Below are 22,056 nucleotides of genomic sequence, written 5' to 3'. Positions count from 1 at the left end.
GTCAGTGCTGTTCCGTTCAGTTTTGTTGTTAGTCAGTGTGCTGGTGAGTCAGTCTTGCTCGTGGTCAAAGTCCGGGGTGGTGACCGGCACTGCGCCGCCCACGTGGGAGTCGAGCACCAGGCGGTGCTCCATGCGGTCCTTTTTGGTCTGCAGGTACCGGATGTTCTGGTCGCGGGACGGGACCTCGGTGGGGACCATCTCAACGACTTTCACACCGGCCTTGGCCAGCCTGTTCTGCTTGTCCGGATTGTTGCTCAGGAGCCGGACCTCGTGCAGTCCCATTTCCGCGAGGACCTGCGCAGCTGCCTTGTAGCAGCGGGCGTCCACCGGCAGCCCGAGCTGTTCGTTGGCTTCAACGGTGTCGAAGCCGGCCTCCTGGAGCGCGTAGGCCTTGATCTTGTTGGCGAGGCCGATGCCCCTGCCTTCCTGGCCGCGCAGGTACAGCAGGGTTCCGCCTTCTTCGCGGATCATTTCCAGCGCATATGCCAGCTGCTCGCCGCAGTCGCACCGGTAGGAACCAAAGACGTCGCCCGTGAGGCACTCTGAGTGCAGCCGGACCAAGGGTGCTTTGCCGTTGGTGGGCGGATTGGGGGAACTGACGGCCAGGTGCTCGGCGCCGGTGACCAGGTCGGTCCAGGCCTGGGCGACGAAGTCACCAAAAGCCGTGGGCAGCTGCACGATCGGGCCGCCACTGACGGGATGGGGCACACGCCCGGTGCCTGATTCAGCCTGGTGGTGGCCGTTGCCTGAATCGGCTTTGTGGTGGCCGTTCCCCGAAGCTCCGGAAGCCGTCATCGTATCTCCTCTTCTCCGCCCTGGCGTCCTGCCCGGGTATTGCCGTCAGCCAATGTGCCTGCCGCCTCAAGGTAGGCCACCAGGTCTGCAATGGAGATCAGGGGGCATCCGTGCTCAGCAGCGAAGGCACGGAGCCCGTCCAGCCGCATCATTTCACCGTCATCGTAGACAACTTCGGCAATCACAGCCGCAGCTTCCAGGCCGGCCAGGCGGCACAGGTCGACGGCTGCCTCGGTGTGGCCAGGACGTTCCCGCACACCACCGTCAACCGCGCGAAGCGGAAAAATATGCCCGGGGCGGGTCAGGGAGGACGGTCCGGACTGCGGATCCGCGAGGACCCTGGCCGTCAGGGCCCGGTCCGTTGCGGAAATACCGGTGCTGACCCCCGTGGCGGCGTCGCAGGAAACGGTGTATGCCGTGCCCTTTGCATCCTCGTTGACTTCAACCATGGGAGGGAGGGCCAGCGCGTCTGCGCGGTCGCCGGACACCGGAACGCAGATGACGCCGGAGCTGTACCGGATGGTCCAGCCCATCAGCGCGGGGGTGGCGTGCCGGGCCGCAAAAATAATGTCGCCCTCATTTTCCCGGTCCTCGTTATCCACCACCAGGACCGGCCGGCCGGCCGCGATGGCCCGGACTGCTTCCTCAATGGAGTCCAGCGGCGCAGCGGCCACGTCCTGGGTATTGGGAACGGCGGCGGGAGCCACCTCGGGCTCGAACCGGACTGCGGCGTTCATCGTGTTCCTTCTTCAACAGCGGCGGGAGTCGGGGTGCTGAACGCCAGCAGGCGTTCGGTGTACTTGGCCAGGACGTCTACTTCCAAATTCACCCGGCTGCCGGTGCTTTTGGCGCCGAGACCCGTTTCGGCCAGGGTTGTGGGGATGAGTCCCACCTCAAACCAGGGGCTCTGTTCGGCTGCGCGGCTGACGGCCGTGACGGTGAGGGAGACGCCGTCAATGGCAATGGATCCCTTTTCCGCAATGTAGCGGGCCAGGTTGGCGGGCACCCCGAACCGAAGCCTTTCCCAGTTTCCGAGGGGTTCGCGTTCAAGCAGAACGCCGACGCCGTCCACGTGGCCCTGCACCACGTGCCCGTCCAGCCTTCCGCCCGCCGGGACGCAACGCTCCAGGTTGACGGCGTCTCCCGGGGCCAGCTCGCCGATGGTGCTGCGGACGAGGGTCTCCCCCATCACGTCCACGCTGAATTCCTTGCCGTCTATTTCGGTGGCGGTGAGGCAAACGCCGTTGACGGCAATGGACCCGCCCAGGGCGAGGCCTTCCGTGGTGCCGGGGGCGTGCAGCCTGACGGTGGCGCTGGCATCGCCATCCCTCTCGACGGACAAAACGTGCCCTTGCTCGGCAATAATTCCGGTAAACATCAGTAGCCTCCCTGGGCTTGCTCCGCGGTACTGCGGGACGGTTGTGGGTCTAGGGCAACAGCGCGTTGCGGTCGAAGGTGGAGTCTGAGGTCCCGGCCCAGCGTTCGGACCGCGCCGCCGTCGGACGGGTCCCATTCCCAGTGCTGCGCATCGGTGAGGGTAGTAATTCCCAGGCCGGTCAGCGCGGGGGTGCCCGAGCCAAGCAAGGTGGGGGCCAGGTAGACAACGAGTTCGTCAACGAGGCCTGCCGCGAGGAAGGCGCTGAGGATGCGCGATCCCCCCTCGACCATCACGTGGCGGATCCCGGACCCGTAGAGGCTGGACAACGCTTCGTGGGGATCGCGGGTGGGCAGGTGCGTTGCCAGGCCGTCGTTCCCGTGGATGGCGGCGCCTGCCGGAATGTCCCGCAGTCCCATCACGGCCCTCAAGGGTTGCTTCGCCGCCGGCGTTCCTGTGGTGTCACGGGCAGTGAGGCGGGGATCGTCCACCAGCACAGTCTGGGTTCCCACGAGGATGGCATCGATGCGGCCCCGGATGCCGTGGTTGTCGGCCAGGGACTCGGGACTGGAAATCCACTGGCTGGTACCGTCTTCTGCCGCGATCCGGCTGTCCAGGGTCTGCGCGATGTGCAGCGTGACGAACGGACGTTTGGCGGCCACTGCCTCGAACCAGTGCCGGTTCAGGTCGAGTGCTTCGCCGGCGCCGAGTCCGCTGCGGACGCGTATGCCCGCTTCCCGAAGAGTGGCGGCACCGCCTGCCGCGGGGTCGTGGGGATCATCAACGGCGTAAACCACGTCCGTTATTCCTGCGGCGATGATCGCCTGGGCGCACGGTCCGGTGCGGCCGATGTGGTTGCAGGGCTCCAGGGTCACCATCATGGTGCAGCCGGAAAGATCGAGCCCGGCGGCGGCCGCCTGCGCAATTGCGTCCGCCTCGGCGTGGGGGGTGCCTGCGCCGCGGTGGAAACCGGTGACGAGCTCGCGGCCGCCGGAATCGACGACGACGGCGCCCACCAGGGGATTGGCCCCACGGGGACCGCGGTGGGCAGCCTTCAGCGCGGTGTCCATCGCAGTGGTCTCGGCGGCAGTAAAAGCTGTAACGACTCCGGCCGTCATGCTGGAGCCTCGATGGTTGTACTGCCAGGTATGGCAGCAGGAGTTGTGGCGTCTAAGAGCCATCGCAGCAGGTTCATTGTGCTGGTGTCGTTCCTTCCCTCTAGAACCGCGATGGCTCCGGGGGTATACGACAGCAGAAGGCCGCGGCGTCCAAGGACGCCGCAGAAAACAGCTGTACGTGCTTCTCTCATCCAGACTTTAACTGTCGGTACCGGAATTTCACCGGTTCAACCGTCCGCCGGGATTCTCCCAAGGGAAAACCGCCGGCTCGCGGGTCGCGGACTGTCACCGCCGGTTCGGACTTACACCGACCCCGGAGCACGTATGTGTGTAGCTATTGTGCCATAACGGCGTACTGCTCCCGGCTATTCCGCCGCTGAGCGTAACTTTTGACTTCCTGCTTCGCGGAGCCGGTGGATAGCCGCCGCCGGATCTTCTGCACCGTAGACGGCCGAGCCCGCGACGAAGACGTTGGCGCCCGCCTCCGCGGCGCGGGTGATGGTCTCCTCGGTGATGCCGCCGTCCACCTGGATTGCCACGCCTATCCCCGAGCCGTCGATGGCTTTCCGGGCGCGGCGGATCTTCGGCAGGGTTACGTCCAGGAACGCCTGGCCGCCGAAACCGGGCTCCACCGTCATGATCAGCAGCATGTCCAACTCGGAGAGCATGTCCAGGTACGGTTCCACGGGCGTCCCGGGACGAAGGGCCATTCCTGCCTTTGCGCCCCTGGCGCGCAGTTCGCGGGCTAGCTTGATGGGGGCAATGGCAGCCTCGGCGTGGAAGGTCACTGATGCCAGGCCCGCGTCGGCAAACCCGGGTGCCCAGCGGTCGGCGTCAGCAATCATCAGGTGCGCGTCGAGGGGAACCGGGCTTACGGCCTGGATCCGCTGAACCACCGGCAGCCCCAGGGTGAGGTTGGGCACGAAGTGGTTGTCCATCACGTCCACATGAACCGCATCCGCGTTGCTGATGCGCTGCAGTTCAGCCTCGAGGTTGACGAAGTCGGCCGACAGGATGCTCGGGTTGATGCAGCATTGCGTCACAGGGGAACCTTTCACGGGGCAGGTCTTTGCCGTTCACGGCCTTGGCGGGCCGGAGGCTGTTGTCGGATCAGGGCTATTGGTGGTCAGGGCTATTGGTGGTCAGTGCTGTTGCGTATCAGGGCTTCTTGCGGATCAGGGCCAGGAACATGGCGTCCGTTCCGTGGACGTGGGGCCACAGCTGGGCGGTTGACTCGTGCCCGGCGCCGAGGCTTCCGGTCAGGCTGACGCTGTCAAGTGCCTCGCCGGCCTCAAGCAGTTCGAGGTCATCCCGTTTGCGGAGTGCGTCGGCGACCACAGCCGTGGTTTCGGCCGGGTGGGGCGAGCAGGTCACGTAGGCCACCACTCCCCCGGGGCGCACTGCCGCCAGAGCCGACTTGAGGAGGTCGCGCTGGAGCGGTCCAAGGTCTGCAAGATCCTTGGGCGTGCGGCGCCAGCGGGACTCCGGCCGCCGCCGCAGCGCGCCAAGCCCACTGCAGGGGACGTCCACGAGTACCCGGTCGAAGGATTCCGGCTTCTCCGTCCCTACCTCCCGGCCGTCGCCAGTGCGGACCTGCCAGGTTTCCCGCGGCACGGCCGAAAGAGCCTGGCTCACCAGCTTGGCGCGGTGCGGCGCAGGCTCGTTCGCCAGCAAGGTGGCGCCCCTCTGGCTTGCCAGCGCACCCAACAGTGCTGCCTTTCCTCCCGGCCCGGCGCACAGGTCCAGCCAGGCCTCGGCAGGGCCTTCAGCAGCGTCTGCTCCTTCAGCCCCATCGGCTGCGCCACCGGTACGGTGCCCGCCAAGGTCAACCGCGGCCATGGCGCGGGCCACCAGCTGGGAGCCGACGTCCTGCACCCGGGTGCTCCCTTCCCGTACCGACGCGAGCCGGCCCAGGTCCCCGCCGCTGGAGAGCGCCGAACCTTCCACGAGTTCGCCGGGGGTGGCACCGTTTTCCAGGGCCTCGTTAAGGCTTCCGATTCCGGGCAGGGCCACCAGGTTCACCACCGGCGCGGCGTTGTCGGCCTCCAATAGATCGTTGATTTCTGACGCTGGGCGTCCGTGCGCCACGAGGGACTGGCGCATGGCGCGGACGATCCACTCGGGATGCGCATAGCGGAGTGACGCCACCTTGGTCTCGTCGTCTTCCCCGGCGACCAGCTGCTCCAGCCACTCCTCAAGAGTGTGCGCAGTGGTCTTCCGGAGGACAGCGTTGATGAGGGCAGAGGGACCCGCGCCGATCACTGCGCGGGCCAGGCCTACGGTCTGGTCCAGTGCGGCGTGAGCCGGGACCCGCATGGCCAGCAGCTGATGCGCGCCGATTCGAAGGGCGTCAAGGATGGCCGGGTCCAGCTGGTCCAGCGGCCGGTCGACGCATCGGGCCAGGATGGCGTCGTAGGTTCCCTGTCCGCGGAGGGCCCCGTAGCTGAGTTCTGTGGCGAAGCCGGCGTCCCGCTTGTCGAGCCCGTGGTGCCGGATGCGGGCCGGCAGCACCAGGTTGGCGTACGCGTCTTCGGCAGCGACGGCCCGGAGGACCTCGAACGCCACCAGCCGGGCGGGATCCGCCCTGCGGGTGCGCTGCGAAGGAGTGTTGTCCGTGAAGCTGCGCTGGGAGCTGCGGTTGCGTTCCCTGCCCTTGGCGTTTCGGGTACTGGAATCGCGGGGCCCGCCGTTGCCGCGGCCGCCGCCTCCGGCTCCGCTTCCCCTTCCGGGCTGCCCGCCGCCTGAGCTTCCGCGCCCGGCGTTGCCGCCACCACCCTGATTGCCGCCGGAACCGCTCATTCGAACACCACGCTTTCAAGGGAAGCCATGCCGCGTGCCCAATCAGCAGCGGCCATCATTTTTTTGCCCGCAGGCTGGACCCGGGTCAGCTCCACGCCGTGCGAGCCGGTTCCCACCAGCACGCTTTTGCCGTGAAGGGACAGGGACCCTGGCGCCAACCCGGGAACGTCGGGGCGCAACCGGACTGGTTCCAGCTTGAGGCGCTGGCCGTCCAACATTGTCCATGCTCCCGGCTCGGGAGTGACACCGCGCGCTTGCCGGCCGATGGCCAGGGCCGGGTGTTTCCAGTCGAGCCGGCCATCATCAAGGGTCAGTTTAGGGGCCAGGGAGACCTCACCGGTTTGTGGGACAGCGGCGGCCTTGCCGGCCTCTACGGCGGACAGCGTTTGAGTGAGGAGAACGGCTCCGCTGTGGGACAGCCGTTCCAGCAGTTCACCGGCGGTGTCTTCCGGCCCCACCGATTCCGTCAAAGTTCCGAAGACAGGTCCGGTATCCAGGCCTTCCTCCAGCTGGAAAGTCACGGCACCGGTGACGTCGTCACCGGCCATCACTGCCCGCTGCACCGGCGCTGCACCGCGCCAGGCAGGAAGGAGGGAAAAGTGCAGGTTGATCCACCCGTGCCGCGGAATCACGAGCGCTGCGGAAGGAACCAGCCCGCCGTACGCGACAATCGCCGCCACGTCGGGGCCAACGGCTGAGATTCGGGCGATGGTGTCCGCATCGATCCGGGCCGCGTGGATGACGGCGATCCCCAGTTCGGCTGCCCGGGCGGCAACCGGAGAGGGAGTGAGGACGCGCTTCCGACCGATGGGAGCGTCAGGCCTCGTGAGTACCGCCACCACTTCGAAGCCTGCTTCAATGAGCGCATTGAGTGACGGGACAGCGACGGCGGGGGTCCCCGCGAACAGGACCCTCACCCGTTGGCACCATCCGCGCCGGCACCGAAGCTCGATGCCCCGCCGAAACTGGAGCCGCCAAAACTTGAACCGACCGTCTTGGCGCGCTTGGCGGTGGTCCGTTCGGTGACGGAGTCATAGTTGGCGTTGCGCATAGAGCGCAGGGCGGCTTTGCGGTCCTCCCCCTCCAGCCTGTCCGTGTAGAGGATGCCGTCCAGGTGGTCGTTTTCGTGCTGGAAGCAGCGCGCCAGCATCCCCTCGCCCTCGACGGCGACCGGGTTGCCGTGCATGTCCACACCGGAGACGCGGGTGGCGCGGAAACGCCGCACCGGGAAGCCGAGACCGGGGATGGACAGGCAGCCTTCCACGTGGTCAGGCTGGAAATCGTCGCTGTTTTCCAGCACGGGGTTGATGATGTGCCCTTCAACGCCGTCGATGCGGTAGGTAAAGACCCGCTTGCTGACGCCGATCTGTGGCGCGGCGAGGCCTGCGCCATCCACGTCTTCCATGGTCTCGGTCATGTCCGCCACCAGCTTGGCCAGCTCAGGTCCGAATTCCGTCACAGGATCGGCAACTGTGCGGAGCACAGGATCGCCGATGATGCGGATATTCAGAATAGCCATGTGCTGTTTTTCCTTACGGTAGGCGGCAAAGGGGACCAATCCAGTTTAGGCGCAGACGAAACTCCAAGCGGTTTCGTTCCCGCAGGCTTAGGCGGGCTGTACTTGCGCGAGCGGCGGCGGGGCGATGGGCAACAGTGCTGCCCCTGCCGAAATGGTGTCCGCTGACAGCTCCCACACGCGGCGCAGGGCGCAGAACTTCCACCAGTGGTGTTTGAGGACATCAGGGTTGGCACGGACCGGGCGGACCTCGGTCTCGCCAATGGCCACTGCCAGCAGGACAGGGTTTTCGCCGTACTTCCAGGGCTCCCAGGTCCCCGCCACCGGGTCCACCAAGCTCTCTTCGGCCTTCATCCCGGCCACCAGCTGCATCACCACTTTGTCGTCCAGCGGCTTGACCAGGCCGTCACGGGTGGTGCCCTTGGTCTTGTAGTCGATCAGGCAGACCCGCCCGTTGATCCTGGCCACCAGGTCAAGCGTGCCGGCGTAACCCACGGCGTTGTTCCAGACCGTGATTTCAGGGGCAATGGGTTCCACCCGGAAGAGCTCCCACCATTCATCGAACCGAACAGCAAAGGCTTCCTCCCCGTTGGAAGCCAGGGCCTCCCGCGCTTCTTTCATGGCGTGCGGCCGGCCGAGGGCACGCAAGGCCACCTGCTCACAGTAGTGGTGGACGCGGTCCCCACGCCTGGCGGCCTCGTCACGGTACGTTTCGGCGGCCTTGGCGGCACGGTTGACGGCCTGCTTGATTTTGGCCGGGCTGCCCAGGCAATCGGCGAGCAGCGGATCCTTCGCCAGGCTGCTGGCCCCCATGTATCCAAACCAGCCGTCAAGTCCGTGCGGCTGCTGGCCGATCACCGTGGTGATGGACGGCACGGAGAAATGCTCAGAGGTGGACCGGGCATACATCCGCCCGTATTCCGTGGCGTGCGCAAGAAGTGGAGCTGTCATAACAAAGACTCTTTCACAGGGGGCTGACAGAATGTCCGGGAGCACAAAAAAGGTCCGTTTCCGCTGCGGATGAGCGGAAACGGACCAATATGCGGTGGGCGATACTGGGTTCGAACCAGTGACCTCTTCGGTGTGAACGAAGCGCGCTACCACTGCGCCAATCGCCCTGATGCACTTGAATGCTAGCGGACCTTGCCGCCATTTCGGAAATCGGCGTCAGCCTGCCGGCCAAGGCGCTTCAACGCCAACAGCAGAACCGGACAAAAGGTGCAGCCACAGCCTATTGATTCGCACCCTGATTCCCCACCCAGACGCCCATCGGACGGGAAGCCCGCCTGGCGTCGTCGAAAATTACACGCCTGTAATTCGGGAAAATCCGCGCCACCACAGGGAAGCAGCGCCCTCGCTGCTACACATTCACGGACCGATTTGGAGAATCCCGGAACCTCCTATATTGTTTTTACTCGTTGGAAAGCGAGGAAATGCCGGGAACGGCAGCGAATCGGCCCTCCAAAATGCGGACGTAGCTCAGCTGGTAGAGCACCACCTTGCCAAGGTGGATGTCGCGAGTTCGAATCTCGTCGTCCGCTCGCAGGACACTGTCACGGCAAAGGTTCTTTTGAATCGGCGCTTACACGGTGGGTTGGCCGAGAGGCGAGGCAGCGGCCTGCAAAGCCGTTTACACGGGTTCGAATCCCGTACCCACCTCGGTGAAAACCATGGTTTCCGGTTCATACCGGACAGACATGGGCGATTGGCGCAGCGGTAGCGCGCTTCCCTGACACGGAAGAGGTCACTGGTTCGATCCCAGTATCGCCCACCAAGCAAGGAAACTTGCTTTATGCAGTACCACCGGCCCCGGCCGGAACGTGCTTCATATGCGGACGTAGCTCAGCTGGTAGAGCACCACCTTGCCAAGGTGGATGTCGCGAGTTCGAATCTCGTCGTCCGCTCTCTTACTTCTTGCAATCCCATCAGCCGGACTTCCGGTTCCGGGCGATTGGCGCAGCGGTAGCGCGCTTCCCTGACACGGAAGAGGTCACTGGTTCGAACCCAGTATCGCCCACATTCAGCAGCTCCCCGGAGCTGCTTTTTTCTTGCCCTGCCGCAGCCCCCTCAACCTCCTTTGCGCGGGCATCCGCTAGCGGCGAACGCCCAAAGCCCCCAATTTCCTTGGCACGCCTCCCGGGCAGGGCTAGGATCGAATGCGGAGGAGCGACCTGGCTCCGCGATTGAAGGGAGGTGCTCGTGGGACTGATTGGCGACCTAAAGGGCAAAGCTCAGGGTCTTATCCGCGGCAACGAGCAGGCCATCAAGAACGGCATCAGCAAGGCCGGCGATTTCGTCGACACCAAGACCGGAGGCAAGTACTCAGGTCACGTCGACAAGATCCAGCATGGCGCTTCCAAGCTCATTGACCAGAACGGAACTCCGGGCCAGGCACCTGCCCCCGGGCAGGTGCCGCCGGTCAACCCGGTTCCGCCGGTTGACAAGGCTCCGTAAAGGATTTGGCCAGGGCATTGCCCTAGTACGTCAACGGGGTGCGGGTCCCGCCGGGAGGCGGCACCCGCACCTTTGGCGTTTAAAGTGCCGGCCCGGATGTGCCTTCCATGCCTCTTCAGGAACGGACGACGGCGGGCGGCGGCTGCGGGGACGAGCTAGGACGGCTCGTGGTTCTGCCCCTCGCGGGCCAGGGCGGTGAGGCGGGAGACGGCGCGGAAGTACTTTTTCATGTAGCCGCCCGTCATCATTTCCTCGGTGAACAACTTGTCGAAGGGAACGCCGCTGGCCAGGATCGGCACGTCTTTGTCGTAGAGCCGGTCAGCCAGCACCACGAACCGAAGTGCCACCGCCTGCTCGGTGATGGTGTCCACGTTGCGCCACACCACGCCGTCGATTCCGTCGATCAGCTGGCGGTAGCGGCTCGGGTGCACGCCGGCAAGATGGGCGATGAGGGTGCTGAACTCGTCCTGTGCCACGGTCTTGCCGTCGAACTCAGCCTTCATGTGACCCGAGAGCTCGCTGTTCTTCAAGGGCAATGGTGCCGCCGGCAGTCCGCGGTGGCGGAAGTCTTCCCCATCGATCCGAATAACATCGAACTGGTCTGCGAGGACCTGGATTTCGCGCTGGAAATCCACTGCCGCGAACCTGCCGTCACCCAGCGAGCCCGGCAGCGTGTTGGAGGTGGCGGCCAGCTTCACGCCGGCGTCGGCAAGTTCGCGCATGAGGCGCGACATCAGCACGGTGTCGCCCGGATCATCGAGCTCAAATTCGTCAATGCAGACGAGCTTGTAACTGCTCAGCGCGTCCACCGTCTTGCGGAAGGACAGGGCGCCCACCAAGTTGGTGTACTCCACAAAGGTGCCGAAGGCCTTGGGCCCGGGCGCCGAGTGCCACAGCGAGGCCAGGAGGTGGGTCTTGCCCACGCCGAACCCGCCGTCCAGGTAGATGCCCGCGCGGGACGTGTCCTTTTTCGCGAACAGTTTCTTGAACAGCCCGCCTCCGTCATTGGCCCCGACGCCGCCGGCAAACCCCTCAAGGGCCCGGACGGCGGCAGCTTGGCTGGGCTGCTTGGGATCCGGGCGGTAACTCGCAAAGGAGACTTTGCCAAAGCGCGGCGAGGGAAAGAAGCCCTTGAGGAGCTCGTCCACCGATACTGACGGAGTTCGGGCGGCAAGCTGTTCGATCTGTACCAAGGTGGTCCGTTCTGCTGGTGGTTGGTCCCCAGAAAGGATACCGGCAACCAACCCCCATCCCCGGTGTGCGGACAACCCGGCCAGCCCGGGTGACGAAGACCACATTTCGTCCTGTTAACGGAAAACAGACATCACCGGAGGCGGTGGCTAGTGTGGAAGGAGGTCCCATGCCGACCCCGCGGATCAGCCGTGTTCTCGATGAAAGGCCAAGAATATGTCCTACCCTGTTGAACAAAACGAGAAGTTCGCCGCCTACGCCCACCCCGAGCGCCTGGTTTCCACCGAGTGGCTTGCTGCCGCCATCGACAACGATGCCGTGTCCAGCGGCCGGCTGGTAGTGGTGGAGTCTGACGAAGACGTCCTCCTGTACGAAACCGGCCATATCCCCGGCTCGGTGAAAATCGACTGGCACACGGACCTGAATGACGAAGTCACCCGCGACTACGTGGATGGCGCAGCGTTCGCGGAACTGGCGGCGTCGAAGGGCATCTCCCGGGACAGCACAGTAGTGATCTACGGGGACAAATCCAACTGGTGGGCCGCATATGCGCTGTGGGTCTTCACCCTCTTCGGCCACCAGGACGTGCGGCTGCTCGACGGCGGCCGGGACAAGTGGATCGCCGAGGGCCGGGAGCTCACCACGGACAAGCCGGCTCCGGCAAGGGGCGACTACCCCGTCGTCGAGCGCGACGATGCTCCGATCCGCGCCTTCAAGGAAGACGTCCTGGCCCACTTGGGCAAGCCGCTTATCGATGTCCGCTCCCCCGAGGAATACACCGGCCAGCGGACCCACATGCCGGCCTACCCCGAGGAAGGTGCGCTGCGCGGCGGCCACATCCCCACTGCTGCGTCCATCCCCTGGGCACGGGCAGCAGCTCCCGATGGAACCTACCGCAGCCGCGAGGAACTTGAAGCGCTCTACCTGGGCGAAGCGGGCCTTACCGCAGGTGACGACGTCGTGGCGTACTGCCGGATTGGTGAGCGCTCCAGCCACACCTGGTTCGCCCTGAAGTACCTCCTCGGCTTCGATTCCGTCCGTAACTATGACGGTTCGTGGACCGAGTGGGGCAACGCGGTGCGGGTCCCCATTGCCAAGGGCGCTGAACGCGGTTCCTTTCCCGTCGCCCTCGGAGTCTAACGACGCCTGACGATCGGTTCCTGCGTAGACTTGGAATGATGACTACACAAGCATTGCCTTCCGCCCTTGCGGCCATCGTGGACGACTTCCAGGCCCTGACCGAGCCCGAGCGGCTGCAGTTGCTGCTCGAGTTCTCCCAGGGACTGCCTGACCTGCCCGAGCGGCTCAAGGACCACCCCGAGCTGCTCGAACAGGTGGTGGAGTGCCAATCCCCCCTGTTCCTGACCATCGAGACGGAAAAGGGCGGCCCTGCCGGCGCGGTGCGGCTGTACTTCAAGGCTCCCCCGGAGGCCCCCACCACACGCGGTTTCGCCGGCGTGCTGCATGAGGGCCTGGACGGGCTGTCTGCTGAAGAAATCCTGTCGGTGCCCGACGACATGCCGGAACTGCTGGGCCTTACCCGCGCCATCACACCGCTGCGGATGCGGGGAATGACGGCCATGCTGGGAAGGATCAAGCGCAAGGTGGCGGCTTCCTCCGCCGTGCGCTCCTAGCCCCGCACAGCATCAATGGGACGCAAAAACGCATCACAGGGAACTCCGGCCACCGCCGTATTGGCGGCAGTCGGAGTTTCCTTTGTGCTGCACCCCTACAGCCACGATTCCTCGGTGGCCAGTTACGGGGCGGAGGCCGCCGAAGTCCTCGGTATCCATCCGTCGAAAGTGTTCAAGACGCTGATGGTCGAGGTGGAGGGCAGGCTGGCGGTGGGCATCGTGCCGGTCAGCGTCACGCTGGACCTGAAGGCCTTTGCAGCAGCCCTGGGAGCAAAAAAGGCGGCGATGGCAGATCCCGCTGCGGCGCAGCGGCGCACCGGGTATGTGCTGGGCGGCATCTCCCCGCTGGGGCAGCGGCTCCCCTCCCCTACGGTGCTGGACCGCAGCGCACTGGTGCTGGAGACGCTGCTGGTTTCGGGTGGCAGGCGCGGCCTGGACATTGAGCTCGCCCCGGCCGACCTCATCCGCCTCACCGACGCCCTCACCGCACGCATCAGCTCGCTGTCCGCCTCGTAAGGCAGGCGGACAGGTTACCTGCGGCAGGCCTATAATCGTTGCACCGGCGGTTCACTGCAGAGGCAGCGACGGCACTGGAAGGTCGCGGTCACCGTGGTCAAAAATCCATTTAAACACTCCCCCCATGAACCCGGCGGGGACGCCAGGAACACCTCTCATCACTCCTCCTGGCTTGAGCGCGAAGATGCCGCAATCAGCCACGGGAAGAGCAGCTTCTTTTTCATCGCCCACGAAAACCCGTCACCGCCATCCGTGACGTGCATTCAAGGACACGAGATCCTGCCAGGCGAAAGCACCTGCAGCAAGGGTCACCCGATCGGTTGACACTACGTCACCGGTCGGCCCACCCGTTGGCCGGCCCGCCCCGCGCGGAGCCGCTGGCCAGCGCTTCTTATTGAACCCCGTCCTCCGGCGCTGCTGCATCGGTTCCCTGCCTGATCCCGCCGGGATTCAGCCTGGGCGCCAGCTGTTGCCGCAGCCACGCCTTCACCACGCTCTCCCACCGTTCTGGATCAACGTTCCACTCCTTGGTGTGGCGGGCATGGTTGAACGCCTCGAAAGTGACGATTTCCGGGTTTCGTTCGGCCAGGAGCGCTGATGGCTTGTACGGCACATACTCGTCGTCCACGCTGTGGATGATGAGGGTAGGCGTCCGCAGTTCCACTGCACGTGACACCCAGTCCATCACCTTGAGGTCCACCGGAGCGGACAGTCCTGTGAGCCGCCGCCCCAGCGGGTGTCCCAGCATGAGTTGCCCGTACCGCCCCACCAGCGACGGGATCCTGTTCAGCTGCGCATGGTGTGCCAGGACGGTCACCCAGTCGATGACCGGCGCGTCCAGCACCATGGCCCTGATCAGGTGCCGGTATCGCGACAGGTCGGCGGCCTGCAGGCAGATGGCACCGCCCATTGACCAGCCGAACAGCACGATCTCCTCGGCACCGTTGGCCAGGGCGTATTCAATGGCCGCTTCGATGTCGCGCCATTCCGTAGAACCCAGGCCGTACCGCCCGTCGTCCGCGGAGGGCGCCAGTCCATCGTTTCGGTAGGACACCAGGAGACTGGTCAGTCCGAGCTCAAGGGCGGGCCCGACTGCGCGCAGCGCTTCCTGCCTGCTGGCCCCACGTCCATGCACCATCACTGCCCAGGTCCGCGCCGTCCCGCCGGCCCGGACCAGCCAGGCGGGCGCCTGTCCCCGGTCCACATCGATCAGCACATCTTCTGCAGGAATTCCGACGGCGGCCGGGTCGGGATAGACGGCGCCGCTCCACCAGCCCCAGCGCGCTTTGCCGAGGTCGCCGGAGTAGACCGCTTCGACTTCCCGCGCCACCGTCCGTTCGGCGGGAGAGTACGAAACGATGTGGCCAATCCGCGCGTGCCCCTTTCCGCCGTCGAAAAAGAACCCGTACACCCCGTCCACCGTGGTGTCGCCGTTGGCCGCCAGGATCACCTGCTGCCTGTTGCCGTCCCGGATCACGGCCAGGACTTCCTGGTCGGCTGTGCGCTGCCGGGCGGGGGTGATCACGCGGCGGGCAAAGTAGACGGCCAGCGCCGATGACCCCGTGGCCAGCAGCCCCGTCAGGGCGCCGCCGCCGATGGCCCCGCCGATGGCCCATTTTGCGCGGAGGGACAATCCGGCGCCCGGGTCCTGAGGACGCGGGGCCGAAGCAGGGCGGGAGCGCTGGAAAAGTGCCATGGAACTATTCTTACCGCCCAGGCACCGCTGGACCGTATTTCCCGCGGCCCGGTGCGCAAGGCCTGCGTGCTCGAAGGAGTGCGGCACACCAAACCCCGGACTAGGCTAAGGCCATGAGTGATCCCATCGTCATCCTGACCGAAGAACCCCTGGGGGCGGACGACCGCCTGAACATCGAGCGACTGGTGGACGGAGCAGATACCCGGCTCGTGGTGCTGGTCCCGGCGAACACGGAGCGGCACCTGCTGGTGGACTTCCTTGAAAACCTTTCCCTGCTGGACATAGCGAAGGCCTTCCGGGAGCTGACGAGCCACGCTCCGGACCCCGCAACGGAGCGGGCGCAGGCTGCGGAAACCCTTGCCGTCTCGCTGGCGGCGCTGGCCGGACTGGGCGCGGGCGTCACCGGAGAGGTGGTGGACGGCGGGGCGGTGCAGGGCCTGGTGTCCAAGGTCAAGGAGACCGGCGCTTCGCAGGCTGTCGTGATCACCAGGCCGCACGCTGTGGCCGACACCTTCCACACCGACTGGGCCAACAAGGCCCAGGACCAGCTGGGCCTGCCTGTCCTCCACCTGTACGCAGGTTCGGGATTTATCGGCGACTCCTGAGCGTTGACAAGGCTATGAGCATCTTCGGAAACAACATCCTGGGTAACAGCATTTTCGGACACAAGGCCGCGGATCCCGCTCCTGAGGTTCCCGAGTCCGAACCGGGCGTCCAAAAGAGCGACGCTGAATGGCGGCAGGAGCTGACGCCGGAGGAATACCATGTGCTCCGGCAGGCCGGGACCGAGCGGCCCTACACCGGCGAATACTGGGACACCCACACTGCCGGCGTCTATCAGTGCCGGGCGTGCGGGAGGGAACTCTTCACCAGCAATGAGAAATTCGATTCCCATTGCGGCTGGCCCTCTTTCTGGGCACCTCTGGCTGACGGCACCGTCCGGTACATCCACGACCGGACACTGGGGATGGAACGTGTGGAAGTCCGCTGTGCCACGTGTGATTCGCACCTGGGCCACGTGTTCGACGGCGAGGGATACGGAACGCCAACAGACCAGCGCTACTGCATCAACTCCGTCTCCCTGAAGCTCGTTCCGCGTGAGGACGCGCAGGTCAGCGCGCCCGAGACCGACGCCTGAGGGTTCGGTGCGCTGGAGCTCTAACAGCCCACAGCGCCCCGAGCGAAAGGTTTTCTTAGGCTAAGGCGCTTTTCAGATTAGTCCTGCTGGTTGCTTGCTACGCTCGCCGTAGAGGGCACGCAACGAGAAAGGCAGCCGACGATGACCGAAACACTGATCACCGCTTCGACCGGAATAACCGCGGACAACCAGGACTGGCTCCGGCTCAAAGCCGCCGCCTCATCCCTTCAGTCCTTGCAGGTAAAGGACGGCTCCATCCCCGACGCCGGCGCCCACGGGGAAGCCTCACGGTACGTTGGCATTATCGTTGAAGCCGTCCGCGCCCTTGTGCCGGCCTTTCCGCACGACACCCGCTACCTGGATGCCGTCTGCGCAGACTTTTCGGCCTGGGAAACGAGCGGGTTCAACATCCCCGACTTCCTGTCGTCGCTGCTGGCGTTCCAGCCGCAGGAACAGCGCCGGGACGGCCTGCAGCACCTGGTGGTGTTTCCGATGTACACCCAGAACGGCAGCAGCAACCGGCTGGTGGAGGCGGTCCTGATCGAGGTGATCTGGCCGGAATTCATTGCCGGACTGGAGGCCGCAGAATACTCAAACAAGTTGTTCGTCCCCATCCGGTTCCTGGACTTCACCGCCGGCTACGACACCAACTCCGCCGTCCTGTTCCCAGAAACGGTTGCCGTCAGGGAAACCCCCACCTTCACGTGGGGAGCCATTTTTGCCGACCGCGAGGCGGCCCGGTTCCGCCGCGTGCTCAAGGCAGCCGCCGGGACCACCCGCCTGGAACTTCCCGCCGGCGCAGCAGAACTCCTCGCGGACCAGGACCTGACGGAGGCCACGTTCGTGATGTGGGACCTCATCCACGACCGGACACACATGCGCGGCGACCTGCCGTTCGATCCCTTTATGATCAAACAGCGGATGCCCTTCTTCCTGTACTCCCTCGAGGAACTGCGCTGCGACCTGACCGCGTTCCGCGAGTCTGTCCGCATCGAAAAGGACGATGACGCCGATCCGGAAGCGCGCCGCCACGCCAAGCTGGTGCAGTACGCCATCATCTTCGACCGGATTTTCCGCTTCGCCATCACCGGCAGCCGGGTCCGCAACTACGACGGACTGGGTGGCCAGCTCCTGTTTGCCTGGCTGCACCAGCAACATGTCCTGCACTGGACCGACACACGGCTCACCATTGACTGGGACGACGTAGCGGACTCTGTCATCGCCCTGGGTGCAAGCATCGACGAGCTCTACTGGCGCTCCATTGACCGCCCCAAAACTGCGCACTGGCTGGCCGCCTACCAGCTGATCTCCGCTACCGTTACTCCCAACCCGGCCTCCGCCTGGGCCAAGGGTCCCGAAGCGCTGGCCCTGGCTGGTCCGCCACGCGGCCTGACGGACCAGGTGCTGGATGACGAATTCCCGCTGTCCATGTTCTACGAAGCACTGGAGAAGAAGATGCGCCCAGTTATTGAGTCCACGGCCGGAATCACGGGAGCATCAGCCCTGTGACTGAAGAACCGTCGGCAGGGGAAGCAGCACCTGGGGCAGCGGGGACTTCGGCGGGGCTGACCATTGTGGTAACCGGTGGCAGCGGAGCCTCCGGCATCGCTGTTGCCCGTGCCCTCCGTGGAGCCGGCCATCGGGTGTTCACCGTAGGTTCGGACCAGGCACGGATCGGAGCCGCGGCTAAGGAAGCGGGCGACGGCGTCACGGGCCTCGTGTGCGACCTCGCCCAACTGGAGGACGTGCGGCAGCTGCGAAAGGACATAGCCGCAGCCGGCGGAACCGCGGACGCCGTCATCCACCTGGTGGGCGGCTGGCGGGGCGCCAAAGGCCTCACGGACCAGACGGACGAGGACTGGGACTTCCTGGAACGCGGCGCTATCACCACACTCCGGAACGTCTCGCGCATCTTCTTTGAAGATATCGTCGGGTCGCGCTGCGGCCGGTTTGCCATGGTGTCCTCCACCGCGGTGGAAAAGCCGGCGGCGGCCACGGCCAGCTACGTTGCCGCCAAAGCCGCAGCCGAAGCCTGGACCATGGCAATGGCCGACGGCTTCCGCCGGCCACCTTCCAGCGGCGGCGGAGCTGACAACAGCACCCCTGAAGGCAGCGGCGGCGGGAAAGCGGCCGCCGTCGTCCTTGTGGTCAAAGCACTGGTGGACGACGCGCTGCGCCGCAGCAACCCGGAACGCAGCTTCCCCGGCGCCACAGATGTCGAAGACCTGGCCCGGGCCGTCGTCGGACTTTTTGAAGCTCCGGCGGACGGTTTGAACGGCACCCGGCTCCGCCTTGCGCCCTGATGGCACGGCCCCACTGTATTTAGACTGAAAGCGTGAGCAAAACCATGACAACACCAGCAGGAACTGCCGCCGGAACCCGGCTGCACGATCCGAATATTCGCGGATTCGCCTCGGACAACTACTCGGGGGTCCATCCGGAAGTGCTCGCTGCCCTGGCAGCGGCCAACGACGGCCACCAGGTCTCCTACGGGGAGGATGACTACACCGCCAGGCTGCAGGAACTGATGGAGGAACATTTCGGGTCCGGCATCGAGTGCTTTCCCGTCTTCAACGGCACCGGAGCCAACGTCCTGTCACTGCAGTCGCTGCTCCCCCGCTGGGGCGCCGTGGTGTGTGCCTCCACCGCCCACATCAACATGGACGAAAACGGCGCGCCGGAACGCGTCGGCGGCATCAAGCTCCTGCATGTCCCCACCCCGGACGGCAAGCTCACCCCCGAACTGATCGACCGGGAGGCCTGGGGCTGGGGCGACGAGCACCGCGCCCAGCCGCTCGCCGTCTCCATCACCCAGACCACTGAACTCGGAACCTGCTACACGCCGGACGAGGTGCGGGCTATCGCGGACCATGCACACGCCAGAGGCATGAAGCTCCACATGGACGGCGCCCGGCTGGCCAACGCGGCAGCGCACCTGCAGGTGCCGCTGCGGGCGTTCACCCGCGACGCCGGCGTGGACATCCTGTCTTTCGGCGGGACCAAGAACGGGCTGCTGTTCGGTGAGGTAGTGGTTGCCCTGAACCCGGAGGCAGCCCACGGCCTGGTGTACCTGCGGAAAATGAACATGCAGCTGGCGTCCAAGATGCGCTTTATGTCGGCGCAGTTCATCGCGCTCCTGGAGGGCGACCTCTGGCTGCGGTCCGCCGCGCACGCCAACGCCATGGCCACCCGGCTTCGCACCGCCGTCGACACCATTGACGGAGTGCAGCCAACACAGAAAACCGAGTCCAACGGCGTCTTTGCCACGCTGCCCGCGGGCGTGGCGGACAGGCTGCGGAAATCCTTCCGTTTCTACGACTGGAACGAGGCCGCCAGGGAAGTCCGGTGGATGTGTTCCTTCGACACCACCGAGGAGGACATTGATGCCTTTGTGGCAGCAATCCGCCATGAGCTTCGCGCTTTGGGGAGCGTGCAGACCAGCTAGACGGCGCCCAGTGACGGCGAGCCTTCCCGCCGTCACCTGCCCGGTTGCGTAACCTGCGAAGGTGAACGCACTTGACAAGGTTCCCCCGGAATTTCTCCACGCCTTGGGAACCCTCAGGAAAGCCCAGTGCCGCGGGGAACTCCACCTGGCGGAGATTCCCGCGCCGGCAAGGCTGGCGCCCTTCGCCGTAGCGCTGGGTGCGGAGGTTCTGGCTCCTGGTCCCGGCACCGCCACCACTCCTCTGCACGGTCCGGCTGCGATGGCGCTGGCTGCAGCGTCAGGAACAGCGGACGACGACGAAACAGAGTTGGCAACGGGCCGCTTCATCCTGCTCCACGACCCCGAGGGCTCCGCGGTATGGGACGGGGATTTCCGCATCGTCACCTACATCCGCGCCCAGTTGGAGCCCGAAATGGGCAACGACGAGATGCTCGGAACCGTGGCATGGACCTGGCTGGTGGAGGCGCTCGAGAACCACAAAGCCCCTTACCGTGCGGCCGGCGGCACGGCCACCAGGGTGCTTTCCGAAAGCTTCGGAACACTTGCGGAACGGCCGGGGTCCATCGATATCGAGCTCCGCGCGTCCTGGACTCCCGCCAGCTCGGACGTGACTGCCCACCTCGAAGCCTGGTCTGACATGGTGTGCACCTTCGCCGGCTTGCCGCCCCTCCCTGACGGCGTCACCCCGCTCCCCAACCGGCGCAGGAGCTAGCCGGGTGGCCCCCTGCGCGGCCGGAGGCCGTCCCGGCGCGGCCCCGAAGGCAGTCCGGAACCGGCCGGCCGGTAAACTAAAGCCATCATGACCCCTAACATTCCGGAAAACACCACGGCCGGCGTTCCGGCTGCTGATACCGCACCCCACATCACGGTGGAAGGCTTTGACAGCCCCATCCCCGAAATCATTGAGCTCGCTTCGCCCCGCGACGGCGTTCCGCTGGTCATCGAAACGCAGGCCGGGCTGGAGCGGTGCGCGGCCGCGATCGCCGCCGGCACCGGCCCGGCCGGAGTGGACGCAGAACGCGCCTCCGGCTTCCGCTACGGACAGCGGGCCTTCCTGGTCCAGATCCGCCGCGAGGGCGCGGGGACGTGGCTGATCGATCCCGAGCCCTTCGACAACCTGGACATCATCAACGACGCCCTGCGCGGCGTCGAGTGGATCCTGCATGCCGCCAGCCAGGACCTGCCCTGCCTGTCCGAACTGGGCATGTGGCCGGACAGGCTCTTTGACACCGAACTGGCAGCCCGCCTGGCCGGCCTGCCCAGGGTTGGCCTGGCAGCCGTTATCGAACAACTGCTGGGGTTCGGGCTCGCCAAGGAACACTCCGCCGCCGATTGGTCCACCCGGCCCCTTCCCGAGCCCTGGCTGCGCTACGCCGCACTGGACGTGGAGGTCCTGACAGAACTCCGCGAAGAACTCATTGAACTCCTGGAAGCCGACGGCAAGCTGGAGTACGCGGAACAGGAATTTGCGGCGATCCTGGACGCAGGACTTGCCCCACCCAGGGTTGATCCGTGGCGGAAAACGTCAGGCCTCCACCAGATCCGGGACCGGCGGCAGCTGGCGGCTGTCCGGGAGCTGTGGCTGGAACGCGATTCCCTGGCCCAGAAGCGTGACGTGGCCCCCGGGAGGCTCATTCCGGACTCCGCATTGGTGGCCGCGGCGAAGGCCATGCCGTCCACCGTTCCGCAACTGCTGGGCACCAAAGGCTTCCATGGACGGGCGGCACAGCGCGAGGCTCCCCGGTGGTTGCGGTGCATCGCCACGGCCAGGGACATGGAGGAGCTTCCGCCGCTGCACCTGGCCACGAACGCCCCGCCCCCGCCGCGCGTCTGGGCCGACCGCGACCCGGAGGCTGCTGCCCGGCTGGCCACCGCACGGCCGCTGCTGCAGGAGAAGGCCGATCAGCTGAACCTGCCTCTGGAGAACCTGCTGACCCCCGACTTCCTGCGCCGGGTGGCCTGGCGGCCTCCGGCGGAGATCAGCGGACCGGCTGTCGCGGCGGAGCTTCGTACGCTCGGCGCACGCGAGTGGCAGGTGGAACTGGCGGCGCCCCTCATCACGGACGCATTCCTCAACCCGCAGCCGCTGCCGCCCAAGGAACCCAAACCTGACGTGGCGGCCGCCCAAGGAATCCAAACCTGACGTGGCGGCCGCCGGACACTAGCCCCCGTAGCCCCCGCAGGTCACGGGTTCTCAACGCTCTCTCATTTGATGCACGAATATTGGCCACGCCCGCTCACTTTCTTGAGGAAAGTGGGAGAGGGTTGGCCAAAACGGTGCAGTAAGTGGGAGAGCGTTCCCTTTTGTCCGGACCTTGCGGCCTAAGTTACTCACGAGTAACATCGGTGTTATTGCCGTTCAGTTGCCTGCCGTCCTCC

At 65.6% G+C, this 22,056-nt stretch carries 22 protein-coding genes, 6 tRNA genes and 1 riboswitch; of the genes, 16 read left to right on the top strand and 12 right to left on the bottom strand.

What is annotated here, in order from left to right; genetic code table 11:
• Positions 1-48: 48 nt before the first annotated feature.
• The 10 genes from ribA to ACFVYC_RS17910 all read right to left on the bottom strand — a co-directional run bounded on the left by ribA (position 49) and on the right by ACFVYC_RS17910 (position 8,721).
• Complete coding sequence (ribA, locus tag ACFVYC_RS17955) at positions 49-795, bottom strand: GTP cyclohydrolase II (protein ID WP_387552777.1); 747 nt, start codon at positions 793-795, stop codon at positions 49-51.
• Entirely contained in the window at positions 792-1,532 is a 741-nt protein-coding gene (ribB, locus tag ACFVYC_RS17950) for a 3,4-dihydroxy-2-butanone-4-phosphate synthase (RefSeq protein WP_387552776.1), read from the bottom strand. The genes ribA and ribB overlap by 4 nt, the downstream gene beginning before the upstream one ends.
• Complete coding sequence (locus ACFVYC_RS17945; RefSeq protein ID WP_387552774.1) at positions 1,529-2,173, bottom strand: riboflavin synthase; 645 nt, start codon at positions 2,171-2,173, stop codon at positions 1,529-1,531. The genes ribB and ACFVYC_RS17945 overlap by 4 nt, the downstream gene beginning before the upstream one ends.
• Positions 2,173-3,288 carry a bifunctional diaminohydroxyphosphoribosylaminopyrimidine deaminase/5-amino-6-(5-phosphoribosylamino)uracil reductase RibD gene (ribD, locus tag ACFVYC_RS17940; RefSeq protein WP_387552772.1) on the bottom strand — a complete coding sequence of 372 codons (1,116 nt, stop codon included), beginning with the start codon at positions 3,286-3,288 and terminating at the stop codon, positions 2,173-2,175. The genes ACFVYC_RS17945 and ribD overlap by 1 nt, the downstream gene beginning before the upstream one ends.
• A 174-nt stretch (positions 3,289-3,462) precedes the next feature.
• Positions 3,463-3,614: riboswitch (FMN riboswitch) on the bottom strand.
• Between the two features lie 39 nt (positions 3,615-3,653).
• Positions 3,654-4,331, bottom strand: a complete 678-nt coding sequence (rpe, locus tag ACFVYC_RS17935; protein ID WP_387552821.1) for a ribulose-phosphate 3-epimerase — start codon at positions 4,329-4,331, stop codon at positions 3,654-3,656.
• 115 nt (positions 4,332-4,446) lie between these two features.
• Positions 4,447-6,087 (bottom strand): RsmB/NOP family class I SAM-dependent RNA methyltransferase, encoded by a 1,641-nt coding sequence (locus ACFVYC_RS17930; protein WP_387552770.1) that lies wholly within the window; start codon positions 6,085-6,087, stop codon positions 4,447-4,449.
• The gene (gene fmt / locus ACFVYC_RS17925) at positions 6,084-7,004 is read right to left on the bottom strand and encodes a methionyl-tRNA formyltransferase (RefSeq protein WP_387552768.1); all 921 of its coding nucleotides are present in this window, start codon (positions 7,002-7,004) and stop codon (positions 6,084-6,086) included. The genes ACFVYC_RS17930 and fmt overlap by 4 nt, the downstream gene beginning before the upstream one ends.
• Positions 7,001-7,606: a peptide deformylase gene (gene def / locus ACFVYC_RS17920; RefSeq protein ID WP_387552766.1), complete on the bottom strand. Its 606-nt coding sequence runs from the start codon at positions 7,604-7,606 to the stop codon at positions 7,001-7,003. Before def ends, fmt begins: the two co-directional genes overlap by 4 nt.
• Positions 7,607-7,693: 87 nt before the next feature.
• Entirely contained in the window at positions 7,694-8,554 is an 861-nt protein-coding gene (locus ACFVYC_RS17915; protein WP_387552765.1) for a cytochrome, read from the bottom strand.
• A 95-nt stretch (positions 8,555-8,649) separates the two neighbouring features.
• Positions 8,650-8,721 (bottom strand) — tRNA-Val (locus ACFVYC_RS17910).
• Positions 8,722-9,071: 350 nt separating this feature from the next.
• Here ACFVYC_RS17910 and ACFVYC_RS17905 point away from each other — a divergent pair.
• From ACFVYC_RS17905 to ACFVYC_RS17880, 6 genes are all read left to right on the top strand, one after another.
• Positions 9,072-9,144, top strand: a tRNA-Gly gene (locus tag ACFVYC_RS17905).
• Positions 9,145-9,191: 47 nt separating this feature from the next.
• Positions 9,192-9,262 (top strand) — tRNA-Cys (locus ACFVYC_RS17900).
• Between the two features lie 40 nt (positions 9,263-9,302).
• Positions 9,303-9,377: transfer RNA gene (locus tag ACFVYC_RS17895), tRNA-Val, on the top strand.
• A 57-nt stretch (positions 9,378-9,434) separates the two neighbouring features.
• Positions 9,435-9,507: transfer RNA gene (locus ACFVYC_RS17890), tRNA-Gly, on the top strand.
• A gap of 41 nt (positions 9,508-9,548) precedes the next feature.
• Positions 9,549-9,620: transfer RNA gene (locus ACFVYC_RS17885), tRNA-Val, on the top strand.
• 182 nt (positions 9,621-9,802) lie between these two features.
• Positions 9,803-10,057 carry an antitoxin gene (locus ACFVYC_RS17880; RefSeq protein WP_307095343.1) on the top strand — a complete coding sequence of 85 codons (255 nt, stop codon included), beginning with the start codon at positions 9,803-9,805 and terminating at the stop codon, positions 10,055-10,057.
• Between the two features lie 155 nt (positions 10,058-10,212).
• On the opposite strand, the gene zapE is transcribed toward ACFVYC_RS17880, so the two are convergent.
• Positions 10,213-11,250 carry a cell division protein ZapE gene (zapE, locus tag ACFVYC_RS17875; RefSeq protein ID WP_387552762.1) on the bottom strand — a complete coding sequence of 346 codons (1,038 nt, stop codon included), beginning with the start codon at positions 11,248-11,250 and terminating at the stop codon, positions 10,213-10,215.
• Between the two features lie 214 nt (positions 11,251-11,464).
• On the opposite strand from zapE, the gene ACFVYC_RS17870 reads away from it, so the two are divergent.
• The 3 genes from ACFVYC_RS17870 to ybaK are packed head-to-tail and all read left to right on the top strand — an operon-like array spanning position 11,465 to position 13,398.
• A complete protein-coding gene (locus ACFVYC_RS17870) occupies positions 11,465-12,388 on the top strand; it encodes a sulfurtransferase (RefSeq protein WP_387552760.1) in 924 nt (307 codons plus the stop codon).
• 38 nt (positions 12,389-12,426) lie between these two features.
• Positions 12,427-12,882 carry a SufE family protein gene (locus tag ACFVYC_RS17865; protein ID WP_387552758.1) on the top strand — a complete coding sequence of 152 codons (456 nt, stop codon included), beginning with the start codon at positions 12,427-12,429 and terminating at the stop codon, positions 12,880-12,882.
• Between the two features lie 15 nt (positions 12,883-12,897).
• Positions 12,898-13,398: a Cys-tRNA(Pro) deacylase gene (gene ybaK / locus ACFVYC_RS17860; RefSeq protein ID WP_387552756.1), complete on the top strand. Its 501-nt coding sequence runs from the start codon at positions 12,898-12,900 to the stop codon at positions 13,396-13,398.
• A gap of 391 nt (positions 13,399-13,789) precedes the next feature.
• On the opposite strand, the gene ACFVYC_RS17855 is transcribed toward ybaK, so the two are convergent.
• Entirely contained in the window at positions 13,790-15,094 is a 1,305-nt protein-coding gene (locus tag ACFVYC_RS17855) for an alpha/beta hydrolase family protein (RefSeq protein ID WP_387552755.1), read from the bottom strand.
• A gap of 113 nt (positions 15,095-15,207) precedes the next feature.
• On the opposite strand from ACFVYC_RS17855, the gene ACFVYC_RS17850 reads away from it, so the two are divergent.
• From ACFVYC_RS17850 to ACFVYC_RS17820, 7 genes are all read left to right on the top strand, one after another.
• Positions 15,208-15,699, top strand: a complete 492-nt coding sequence (locus ACFVYC_RS17850; protein WP_387552753.1) for a hypothetical protein — start codon at positions 15,208-15,210, stop codon at positions 15,697-15,699.
• Between the two features lie 14 nt (positions 15,700-15,713).
• Positions 15,714-16,232 (top strand): peptide-methionine (R)-S-oxide reductase MsrB, encoded by a 519-nt coding sequence (gene msrB / locus ACFVYC_RS17845; protein WP_387552750.1) that lies wholly within the window; start codon positions 15,714-15,716, stop codon positions 16,230-16,232.
• Positions 16,233-16,373: 141 nt separating this feature from the next.
• Positions 16,374-17,741, top strand: coding sequence for a DUF6421 family protein (locus tag ACFVYC_RS17840; RefSeq protein WP_387552748.1), 1,368 nt, complete (start codon positions 16,374-16,376; stop codon positions 17,739-17,741).
• Complete coding sequence (locus tag ACFVYC_RS17835) at positions 17,738-18,535, top strand: SDR family oxidoreductase (RefSeq protein WP_387552746.1); 798 nt, start codon at positions 17,738-17,740, stop codon at positions 18,533-18,535. The genes ACFVYC_RS17840 and ACFVYC_RS17835 overlap by 4 nt, the downstream gene beginning before the upstream one ends.
• A gap of 44 nt (positions 18,536-18,579) precedes the next feature.
• Complete coding sequence (locus tag ACFVYC_RS17830) at positions 18,580-19,677, top strand: threonine aldolase family protein (protein ID WP_387552819.1); 1,098 nt, start codon at positions 18,580-18,582, stop codon at positions 19,675-19,677.
• Between the two features lie 61 nt (positions 19,678-19,738).
• Positions 19,739-20,389 carry a DUF3000 domain-containing protein gene (locus tag ACFVYC_RS17825; protein WP_387552744.1) on the top strand — a complete coding sequence of 217 codons (651 nt, stop codon included), beginning with the start codon at positions 19,739-19,741 and terminating at the stop codon, positions 20,387-20,389.
• Positions 20,390-20,476: 87 nt separating this feature from the next.
• Positions 20,477-21,820, top strand: coding sequence for an HRDC domain-containing protein (locus tag ACFVYC_RS17820; protein ID WP_387552742.1), 1,344 nt, complete (start codon positions 20,477-20,479; stop codon positions 21,818-21,820).
• The last annotated feature ends 236 nt before the right edge of the window (positions 21,821-22,056 follow it).

The organism is Pseudarthrobacter sp. NPDC058329 (assembly GCF_042879835.1).
GTDB lineage: Bacteria > Actinomycetota > Actinomycetes > Actinomycetales > Micrococcaceae > Arthrobacter.
Note: the sequence above shows the minus strand (reverse complement) of the source record. Positions and strands in the feature narration are given on the sequence as shown.

Coding starts and splice junctions, on each gene's coding strand:
- ribA (WP_387552777.1), bottom strand. CDS start 795: ATGACGGCTTCCGGAGCTTCGGGGAACGGCCACCACAAAGCCGATTCA.
- ribB (WP_387552776.1), bottom strand. CDS start 1,532: ATGAACGCCGCAGTCCGGTTCGAGCCCGAGGTGGCTCCCGCCGCCGTT.
- ACFVYC_RS17945 (WP_387552774.1), bottom strand. CDS start 2,173: ATGTTTACCGGAATTATTGCCGAGCAAGGGCACGTTTTGTCCGTCGAG.
- ribD (WP_387552772.1), bottom strand. CDS start 3,288: ATGACGGCCGGAGTCGTTACAGCTTTTACTGCCGCCGAGACCACTGCG.
- ACFVYC_RS17930 (WP_387552770.1), bottom strand. CDS start 6,087: ATGAGCGGTTCCGGCGGCAATCAGGGTGGTGGCGGCAACGCCGGGCGC.
- def (WP_387552766.1), bottom strand. CDS start 7,606: ATGGCTATTCTGAATATCCGCATCATCGGCGATCCTGTGCTCCGCACA.
- ACFVYC_RS17915 (WP_387552765.1), bottom strand. CDS start 8,554: ATGACAGCTCCACTTCTTGCGCACGCCACGGAATACGGGCGGATGTAT.
- ACFVYC_RS17870 (WP_387552760.1), top strand. CDS start 11,465: ATGTCCTACCCTGTTGAACAAAACGAGAAGTTCGCCGCCTACGCCCAC.
- ACFVYC_RS17865 (WP_387552758.1), top strand. CDS start 12,427: ATGACTACACAAGCATTGCCTTCCGCCCTTGCGGCCATCGTGGACGAC.
- ybaK (WP_387552756.1), top strand. CDS start 12,898: ATGGGACGCAAAAACGCATCACAGGGAACTCCGGCCACCGCCGTATTG.
- ACFVYC_RS17855 (WP_387552755.1), bottom strand. CDS start 15,094: ATGGCACTTTTCCAGCGCTCCCGCCCTGCTTCGGCCCCGCGTCCTCAG.
- ACFVYC_RS17850 (WP_387552753.1), top strand. CDS start 15,208: ATGAGTGATCCCATCGTCATCCTGACCGAAGAACCCCTGGGGGCGGAC.
- msrB (WP_387552750.1), top strand. CDS start 15,714: ATGAGCATCTTCGGAAACAACATCCTGGGTAACAGCATTTTCGGACAC.
- ACFVYC_RS17840 (WP_387552748.1), top strand. CDS start 16,374: ATGACCGAAACACTGATCACCGCTTCGACCGGAATAACCGCGGACAAC.
- ACFVYC_RS17830 (WP_387552819.1), top strand. CDS start 18,580: ATGACAACACCAGCAGGAACTGCCGCCGGAACCCGGCTGCACGATCCG.
- ACFVYC_RS17820 (WP_387552742.1), top strand. CDS start 20,477: ATGACCCCTAACATTCCGGAAAACACCACGGCCGGCGTTCCGGCTGCT.